Source organism: Bacillus oleivorans, assembly GCF_900207585.1.
Classification (GTDB): Bacteria; Bacillota; Bacilli; order Bacillales; family JC228; genus Bacillus_BF; species Bacillus_BF oleivorans.
The window spans coordinates 137,255-146,061 of record NZ_OAOP01000011.1 but is presented as its reverse complement, the minus strand read 5'-3'; the positions used below and the strand labels follow the sequence as shown (position 1 = coordinate 146,061).

General features: G+C 39.4%; 10 protein-coding genes. All 10 read left to right on the top strand.

Annotation, left to right across the window (positions count from 1 at the left end):
• The first annotated feature begins 292 nt into the window (after positions 1 to 292).
• The 10 genes from CRO56_RS20145 (at position 293) to CRO56_RS22680 (ending at position 8,805) form a co-directional block, all read left to right on the top strand.
• Positions 293 to 1,336: a metallophosphoesterase gene (locus CRO56_RS20145; RefSeq protein WP_097160425.1), complete on the top strand. Its 1,044-nt coding sequence runs from the start codon at positions 293 to 295 to the stop codon at positions 1,334 to 1,336.
• Positions 1,333 to 1,536: a hypothetical protein gene (locus CRO56_RS20140; protein ID WP_097160424.1), complete on the top strand. Its 204-nt coding sequence runs from the start codon at positions 1,333 to 1,335 to the stop codon at positions 1,534 to 1,536. Before CRO56_RS20145 ends, CRO56_RS20140 begins: the two co-directional genes overlap by 4 nt.
• A 103-nt stretch (positions 1,537 to 1,639) precedes the next feature.
• Positions 1,640 to 2,263 (top strand): HNH endonuclease, encoded by a 624-nt coding sequence (locus CRO56_RS20135; protein ID WP_097160423.1) that lies wholly within the window; start codon positions 1,640 to 1,642, stop codon positions 2,261 to 2,263.
• Positions 2,264 to 2,298: 35 nt separating this feature from the next.
• Positions 2,299 to 2,763 (top strand): terminase small subunit, encoded by a 465-nt coding sequence (locus CRO56_RS20130; protein ID WP_097160432.1) that lies wholly within the window; start codon positions 2,299 to 2,301, stop codon positions 2,761 to 2,763.
• Positions 2,726 to 4,198, top strand: coding sequence for a phage terminase large subunit (terL, locus tag CRO56_RS20125; protein WP_097160422.1), 1,473 nt, complete (start codon positions 2,726 to 2,728; stop codon positions 4,196 to 4,198). The genes CRO56_RS20130 and terL overlap by 38 nt, the downstream gene beginning before the upstream one ends.
• Positions 4,192 to 4,437, top strand: a complete 246-nt coding sequence (locus CRO56_RS20120) for a hypothetical protein (RefSeq protein ID WP_097160421.1) — start codon at positions 4,192 to 4,194, stop codon at positions 4,435 to 4,437. The genes terL and CRO56_RS20120 overlap by 7 nt, the downstream gene beginning before the upstream one ends.
• 242 nt (positions 4,438 to 4,679) lie before the next feature.
• A complete protein-coding gene (locus tag CRO56_RS20115; RefSeq protein ID WP_097160420.1) occupies positions 4,680 to 6,407 on the top strand; it encodes a portal protein in 1,728 nt (575 codons plus the stop codon).
• Between the two features lie 153 nt (positions 6,408 to 6,560).
• The gene (locus CRO56_RS20110; protein ID WP_097160419.1) at positions 6,561 to 7,307 is read left to right on the top strand and encodes a hypothetical protein; all 747 of its coding nucleotides are present in this window, start codon (positions 6,561 to 6,563) and stop codon (positions 7,305 to 7,307) included.
• A 12-nt stretch (positions 7,308 to 7,319) separates the two neighbouring features.
• The gene (locus CRO56_RS20105; RefSeq protein ID WP_097160418.1) at positions 7,320 to 8,309 is read left to right on the top strand and encodes a N4-gp56 family major capsid protein; all 990 of its coding nucleotides are present in this window, start codon (positions 7,320 to 7,322) and stop codon (positions 8,307 to 8,309) included.
• Positions 8,310 to 8,367: 58 nt separating this feature from the next.
• Entirely contained in the window at positions 8,368 to 8,805 is a 438-nt protein-coding gene (locus tag CRO56_RS22680; protein WP_097160417.1) for a hypothetical protein, read from the top strand.
• Positions 8,806 to 8,807: the final 2 nt, after the last annotated feature.

Below are 8,807 nucleotides of genomic sequence, written 5' to 3'. Positions count from 1 at the left end.
CATATTTCGATTGAATACTAATTCGCAGTTCGTAGAAAAAGCGACCAAAAAAGCCGATTTTTACACATTTGACACTTTTTGAAATACTTTCCAAGCTAGTTTATTTTATAATTAGGAAGAAATTCCAAATCATTCCCCCCTTTCACAGGCGGTATCCAATCGGGTGCCGTCTTTTTATTATGCGTTCATTGAAATTTATATACGATGGTCATAAGTGGGTAAAAAGTTCTCTCTCTAATTGAATTGCACAGTTTGGGTGGGTGTGCTAGAGAACAAAAAGGATGGTGAAAACATGGCAAACCAACATACAAGTGAATGGACCAATGAAATTGTCCAGAGAATGATGGAATTAGCAAAAGAACACCAGCTGCCGGAAGTCACCGAATTGCTAAATACAGAATTTAATACGACATTCACATATACAGCCGTACGAACAAAATATACGCGATCTAAAAAGAAGAACATCACTTTCATAGATAGAAAGAACATAGGTAACACCATAGAGGATTACATACAACACTTAATTAAACACCAGGAAGAAAGACAGAAATTCGATGATAGACAAACATCGATTACGTTAGACATAGACGGAGATAAGCCGATTGGTATTGTATTCACAGGAGATTGGCATGTAGGTGGACTATACACGGCTCATAAAGAAATGTTAGAGGACTTCAAAGTAATTAGTGAGACAGATGGACTCTATAACATAGCGATGGGCGACTATGCCGACAACTACAACAGCAATTCACATAAAGGCGGCATGTTTGAACAGATAGAGAATCCGGACAAACAAAAGGACTTAGTGCAATATTTATTCACGGAGTTTTTGGGTAATAGTAATTTAGCTATTATACGTGGAAATCATGATTATTGGGAAACAAAAGAAACCTCGGAAGATTTTGTGAAGAGAGTAGCAAGACTTATCGACTCTCCTTATCTATGGTATGGCGGAGAGATTAATTTACGCCTTGGTTCCCAAGTATACAAAATCATCGCGAGACATACATTCCAAGGTAATAGTGCGTTGAATACAACTAACTCACAACGCCGACTTTTCGATGAAACTCAAGGCGATGTAGTAGCGTTAGGACATCTGCATTATAACGAGATACACAGTAAGACGAAAGCAGGAAAAGACACTGTATGGATAAGAACAGGAACCTACAAACGTACAGATGATTACACACAATGGGTTGTGGGAGGAAGCGGTCGGGGAGATATACGACAGCCGATGATTATACTATTCCCCGATAAGAAAGAAATACTAGATTTTAGGGATATGTACCGAGGGATTGAATATTTGAAAATGTTAAGGCAAGGGGTGACAGTATGATAGCAACAATCGGAAATATTACTGTAATGGGAACACCAGAGGAAATAGAACGGTACAGAGAAATTGTGGAAACTAAAAAGAAGGGGAATAGTCCTTTTCTAAACACATCTGACGGTGTACCAGAACATGTAAAGAATTACGGCAAAGATATAGTTGATATTGTAGTTAAGCAAAACAGCGGTATTAAAGCTTGGTATTAATTGCTTTAAGAACAAATGTTTGGTATAATAAACATAAGAAAACTCTTGCGGTGCTACCAACACCCAAGAGCATGATAACCAACTGTATAGGAGTTGATTACAAGTGAATAATAACACAGAAAAAATCAAAATGAAAGTATGTTCATCATGTAAACAAGAAAAAACATTAGATGAATTTGGGAAAAGAAAAACCAACAAAGATGGACTAGACTACCTTTGTAAAGTTTGCAAAAGGGCAGAATGGCAGAAAAATAAAGACCTCGAGAAACACAGAGAACAACAAAGAATATATCGATTGAACAATCAAGAAAAAATAAAAGAATATAATAAGCAATATAGTAAAAAATATAAAAAAACAGAAAACGGGAAATTAGCTAGAAAGATGTATAAGCACAATAGAAGAAGTAGGGACAAAGACCTTATATACACTCTATCAAAGGAATATTGGGAAGAGTCTTTAAACTTCTTCAATAACAGTTGTGCTTATTGTGGTAAAAAGAGTAATAGGTTACAACATGAACATGTTGTCCCTTCATCAAAAGGCGGTCATTATACTAAGCAAAATATTGTCCCTGCATGTAAAGAGTGCAATTTAAGTAAATTGGATAATGATTTATTTGAATGGTATGTAAACTATAGCAAATATGATAAAAAGAAGTTGGAAAAAATCTTAAAATGGACAAATATAAAATTTGAAAGTCAAACGCAACAATTAGCACTCCTTTAAAGGGTGTTTTTTATTTGGAGGCGGTGAGAAATGTAATGAGTAGACCGTTAATGTTTGGTTGTAAAGAAGAGCTTGAAGAAAAAATTAGCGCATACTTTTACATGTGCGACACCCATATGCAAACGATGTTCACGAAAGAAGGGCAAGAAATATCAGTTCCAGCACCTAAGCCTTATACTATTTCGGGATTGGCTCATTTCTTAGGGACTAACCGGCAAACCTTGTTAAACTATGAAGAACGTGACGAGTTTTTTGACACGATAAAACGCGCGAAGGCTAAAATAGAAGCCTTTGTCGAAGAAAGCTTATGGACACCTAAAGTGACAGCTGGGGTCATTTTTAATTTGAAGAATAACTTCGGTTGGGTAGATAAATCAGAACTACAGCAAAGCGGAGAAACCACTCACAACATAAAAACAGATAAGGATCTAAGTAATCTCACAGTCGAGGAGTTGAAACAGCTTGAAAACATCCTCAATAAGACTTCCGACACTGAATGAGGTTAAAAAAGCATTAGCCAAGAAAAACTATGCGGATTATGTCGCGTACTCCCATGAGGGCAGATACACACACGCACGACATACAGAGTTTATATGTGACATTATTCAAAAAGCAATCGATAAAAAGAAGTTAATGCGAGAGGGCAAGATACGAACCGAAAACCAATACATTGCTTTAAATATGCCTCCACGACATTCAAAATCTATGACAATTACAGAGACTCTGCCAAGCTATTATCAGGGGCATTTCCCTGAGGATAGAGTGATAGAGATTTCCTATAACGATACATTCGCCCGTAGGTTCGGGAAGAAGAACAAAGAAAAGGTTAAACAGTTTGGTAAAGAGTTATTCGACATTGAAGTATCAAAAGACAGTAGTGCAGCCGATGAATGGAATCTCGATAACAACATAGGCGGTATGATTAGCCGAGGGGTTTTATCCGGGATTACCGGGCAAGGGGCCGACTTAATGATAATCGACGACCCTATTAAGAACCGTGAAGAAGCCGAAAGTGAAACCATGCGCGATAAGGTATGGGATGAATGGATTGACTCATTTTCCACACGTTTACACCCTGGGGCGATTGTTATATTGATTCTCACAAGATGGCATGAAGATGATCTACAAGGAAGATTACTGAATCCCGAATACGGGCAACCATTAAACTGGCAAGTATATAACTTCCCTTTAAAAGCAGAGGAAAACGACATACTCGGCAGAGAAATAGGCGAACCCTTGTGGCCGGAACGATACGGATATGAGTTTATTGTCGAAAGGGAACGGTATCCATCTTCTTTTAACTCCCTATATCAAGGTAGACCAACAAGCCAAGAAGGGAACATTTTAAAACGTGATTGGTGGAGATATTACGATATCCTTCCACAAATCCAAATTAAGCTAATGAGCGTAGATGCCACTTTTAAAGATGAAGATGATAACGACTTTGTATCGATTCAAGTGTGGGGCAAGGTAGGAGCAAATTCTTATTTGATTGATAGGGTAAAAGCGCGAATGAACTTCCCGGCTACAATTCAATCCATCGTCAATCTGAAAAAGAAACATCCAGACATAAGCGCAATCTTAATTGAGGATAAAGCAAATGGTCCAGCTATTGTCTCTATGCTACGCAATAAGATACCTGGTGTGATTCCTATTAATCCAGAAGGAGGTAAGGTTGCGAGAGTCAACGCGGTATCTCCTTATATTGAAGCTGGCAACGTTCATTTACCTAGAACCGAATGGACACATGACTTTGTAGAAGAATGTGCTTCCTTCCCGAAAGGAAAACATGATGATGATGTAGACTCTATGTCACAAGCATTAAATAGATTGTATTACTTTTATGCGGAGATTCCACCAAAGTCAAATGGTCACGATCCGCATTGGATGTTTCATAATAACGAAAGAGAGGGAGGGGAATACATCGAATGGTAACGACGATTGTCTTATTAATAGCTTTTACAACAGCTTTTGTTTCAGGTGGATATGTAGCTCTTAAATCCGTTCAATTAGGCTTACGCTGGCAAATCCAAACCAGCAAGCAAGAAGAACCCACCTTAGAGATAAAGAATCCGATTGAGCCTATTATTCAAACAAAGAACGAAGAAAAGGTGTTTCAAGAACAACAACTCATTTTAGATGAATGGGTGAATGGTCCAACCGAAAGTAGGTGAAAACATGGAACAATGTCCATTATGTAAATCCTTGTTACGAATAGGAATTACTTCATATTCCTTTGAAAATGATGATACACCTGATAAAGAAACGATCGCATATACCAATTTGCCTATGCTATGCGTGAATAGCACTTGCGAGAACTATGCAGGAAAAGACCTTAGCAACCCTAATAAGATTGTAACCACAGTTAGACATAAAATTAATTAATTTCAGCTAGGTACGAAAGTAGGTGAAACATTTGGCAAAGCTAGAAAAACTCCTAGATGAAGCAAGTCGTGTGGAGAATGAATACAAAGAAGGAATCTCGTATAAAAAACAAATGGGATTTCTCGATAAATGGGCAGAGTATGAACGTATGAGGTCAGGCGATCAATGGCCGAGAATTACCGAACGTACCAAGAACCTTCCTAGACCTGTATTCAACATTATCCGGCGGATCGAGAACCATAAGGTCGCTTCCGTCATGAATGAGAATATCAAAATGGTATTTAGTGCAAGTGAAATCACTGATGAAGAATCACCTGAGTACCAAGCGGCTGACCTGTTCACGCGGTATGCAGATACCACGTGGGAATTAGTCAAACAACAAGAACTCAATGAGGAAGCTTTAGAGAGTGCTTCTAACGTCGGCACGGGTATCTGGCACTATTACTATGACACGAGCAAAAAAGGCGGGAACACGCTCAAATATGATGGAATGATATGCGGTGAAGTCATAGACCCGGTGAACTTCTTTCCGGGTAACCCGCAGAACCGAAACGTACAACAACAACCTTACATCATCATTACCTATCGCGATCTAGTCGAGAATGTACGCAAACAGGCGAAGGATAACGGTGTGTCGAATGAAATAGCCAATATGATAAAACCGGATAGTGAAGTCACCGACCAAGCGTATGACATGGCACAGCAGGAACTAACCACAGGGAATAAGGTAACGGTACTCACAAAGTATTGGAAAGAAAACGGAACCGTTCACTTTATGAAGGTCGCAAGCGGAATTGTTGTAAAGCCTAAAACCAATACGAATATGAAACTCTACCCTTTAGCTGTCATGCAATGGGAGAGACGGAAGCAATCTATCTTTGGCATAGGCGATACAGAAGGACTCATACCTAACCAAAAGGCGATTAACTTCTTAATGGCTATGCAGCTGTTATCCGCTCAACAAACAGGATGGCCGAAGCTGATTATTGATAAAACATTGGTTCATCAACAAATCACGAATACACCGGGTGAGGTAATCAATGTAAATAGTCAAACTGGTTCGGTTGGGAATGCGATTCAATACCTAACTCCTCCTAGCATGCCGTCACACGTTCCAAACCTAGTAGAAGCGTTCCTAAGTTATACAAAGGATTCAGCCGGGGCGAATGAGAACGCACTAGGGGAACAAAATACATCACAACTCAACGCTTCCGCTATCATGCTCTTACAAAAGGCGGCAGGTGTACCGTTAGAATCTATTAAACGGAGATTCTATCAAGCTATGGAGGATATTGGGAACATATGGGCCGAGATGTGGAAGGTCTACTACAACACAGATCGCATGATTACGGTTAAAGATGATGATGGAGAAGAACAAAGCGAAATTTTCAATGGTTCCCAACACAGAGACTTAGAAATGCGGTTAAAAATTGATATTGGACCATCTTCTAGCTATTCGGAAACGCTGATGATGACTAGCTTAGATAAGTTATTTGATGCCGGGCATATCACCCTAGACCAGTATTTGATGTTCGTCCCTAAGAACGTCATTCCATTTAAGGATAGACTCTTAAAATCTATTGAAGAACAACGGGAAATGGCTGCTATTCAACAGGAACAACAGTTTGAACAGTTACTCGCTCAACTACCGCCAGAAGAACAACAAGCCTTTATGATGGCTTCGCCTGAACAACAGCAATTAATTAAACAACAAATATTAGGTCAGCAAACACCACAAGGTCAACCAATGGCTATGTAGGTGTTTTTATTATGTCCTGGATATGACATTAAACTATCTAGTTAGGGCGGGCAAGCAAAAGCTAGTAAGTCCCGATAACCAACCGCGTCACCTGTAGACTGCTGCCTAACTATTAATATATTTCGCCAACCATAGCGAAGGAGGATTTTTAGTATGGAAGAACAATTCGGCTACCAAACCGAACAAGTAGAAAGCCAAGTGCAAGACACAAATACACAACAAGAGCCAGCACAAGAGATTCCTGCTACCACACAGGATGATTTCATCGAAGTTAAATACAACAAAGAAAACATGCGAATTAGTCGTGATGAAGCCCCTGCTTACATTCAAAAAGGGTTGAATTACGATAAGGTTTCTCAACGTGCAACTGAATATGAGAAACACTTAGATCGCGTCGCTAAATTAGCCGGCTATCAATCCCATGAGGATATGTTACGGCAATTAGACCAAATCGAGAAACAACAGCAAGAACAAGAATATCGCCAAGCAGGGTTAGACCCCAACGTATTAAACAAATACCTGGAACAACACCCTGACATTCAATATGCACGTGAATTAAAAGCCAAACAGGAAGCAGATGAAAAGTTTCGTAATGAAGCGAATGAACTGTTTTCAGAGTTTCCAGACTTAAAAGCCAATGAAATCCCTAAAGAAGTATGGGTGTTGAAAGAACAAAAAGGGTTAAGTCTACTGGATGCTTATTTACGTGTCTCTTACAAGAATCTAGGCCAACAGAAAGAACAAGAAGCACTACAAAAACTACAATCAAACGCTCAAGCCTCTACCGGTTCACTAGGCGGTGGAGATGTTCAACATAATACCAGCGTTAAGGATATGCCAAAAGCTGATTTTGAAGCACTCCTACGCAAAGTAAAGAACGGTGAGGTACAGAGCTTATAGGAGGAATTTTAAATGGCAACTTCAGTACAAGGTTATAACGCTACCACTGGCGTAAACGCACTAACAGCCGAACAAGCAGAATTTTACCAACGCACGATGCTTGAAAGACTGCTCCCTGAATTATTCTTCATGAAATATGGAGAAAAGAAAAACATTCCGAAACATGCGGGTGCGACTACTTCATTCCGTCGTTTAAACTCATTAGCGGTGTCTACAACTGCCATTACAGAGGGTGTGACTCCTGATGGCGTAAACTTAGATATCACTAAGATCAATGCGACTGTTTCTGAGTATGGTAACTGGACTAAAATCTCTGAGTTTATCAATATGGTTGGTCTAGATCCACTATTAACAGAAGCATCTGAGCTTATGGGTGAAAATGCAGGGGAATCAATGGACATTATCGTTCGTGACATTATTGCAGCAGGAACAAACGTATTGTATGCGAATGGTAAAGCATCTCGTGGAACAATTAATACAACTGATAAAATTTCAGCATTAGACATCTTGAAAGCTCGTCGTACACTTAAACGTAACAAAGTAAAACCTATCTCTTTACCAGGTGGCGGAAAAGGTTATCTTGCGTTTATCCACACTGATGTAGCGACTGACCTTATGCAAACAACTGAGTGGAAAGATCAAAACACTTACGTTGATACTAAAAATCGTGAAGATGGCGTATTAGGTAAGATGTATGGTATCTACTTCCTTGAAGCTGATAATGCTCCTAAATGGGCTAGCGCAGGGGCTGATATTGATGGTGCAGGAGCAGGAACTGCATTAGCTGACGTTTATGGAACAATCATCATCGGTAAAGGAGCTTACGGTGTACCTGATGTAGAAGGTTCTTCTAAGCCTGAAATCATCGTTCACAAAGCAGGTTCTGCGGGTACAGCCGATCCATTAAATCAGTTCAATACGGTGGCTTGGAAGTCAGCGTTTACTTCGGTTCGATTAAACGAATTGTGCATCCTACGCTACGAATCAGGCGCAACGGTATAACATAGAGGGGTTTTCGCCCCTCTTTTTCATTAAAAACAAATTAGGAGGCTATTTTTACATGGCTAATAACGAGCAAAAAACACAAGAAATTAATGTAGAAGAACTACGTGCACAGATTGAAGCGGAAATTAAAGCAAAATACGAAGAAGAAGCCAAAGCTAAAGCAGAAAAAGAAGCTGCCGAACGTAAAAAGCTTGAAGATAAATTGAAAAAGCAAGAAGAAAACATGGAAGCGCAGATCAAAAAACAAGAAAAGTCACTTCGCAAGCAATTAGATTCTTATCCAAAAGTACCTATCGAAATTCCAGAGGACCCAAACAACCCGGACGATGTGGTTCCAGTAGGATGGAACGGAATTATTTACGCAATTCCACGCGGGCAACAATTTGAGGTACCTAAACCAATCTATGATATTTGGAAATATTCCTACGAACAAACGAAAGCCGTAAACAAACGGATTCGTGAATCGACTAAGAAAGAAATCCAAGTCCTCTAATG

Bases quoted from the DNA above. Each gene is read 5' to 3' on its own strand.
- CRO56_RS20145 (WP_097160425.1), top strand. From the start codon at position 293: ATGGCAAACCAACATACAAGTGAATGGACCAATGAAATTGTCCAGAGA.
- CRO56_RS20120 (WP_097160421.1), top strand. From the start codon at position 4,192: ATGGTAACGACGATTGTCTTATTAATAGCTTTTACAACAGCTTTTGTT.
- CRO56_RS20110 (WP_097160419.1), top strand. From the start codon at position 6,561: ATGGAAGAACAATTCGGCTACCAAACCGAACAAGTAGAAAGCCAAGTG.
- CRO56_RS22680 (WP_097160417.1), top strand. From the start codon at position 8,368: ATGGCTAATAACGAGCAAAAAACACAAGAAATTAATGTAGAAGAACTA.
- CRO56_RS20140 (WP_097160424.1), top strand. From the start codon at position 1,333: ATGATAGCAACAATCGGAAATATTACTGTAATGGGAACACCAGAGGAA.
- CRO56_RS20130 (WP_097160432.1), top strand. From the start codon at position 2,299: ATGAGTAGACCGTTAATGTTTGGTTGTAAAGAAGAGCTTGAAGAAAAA.
- CRO56_RS20105 (WP_097160418.1), top strand. From the start codon at position 7,320: ATGGCAACTTCAGTACAAGGTTATAACGCTACCACTGGCGTAAACGCA.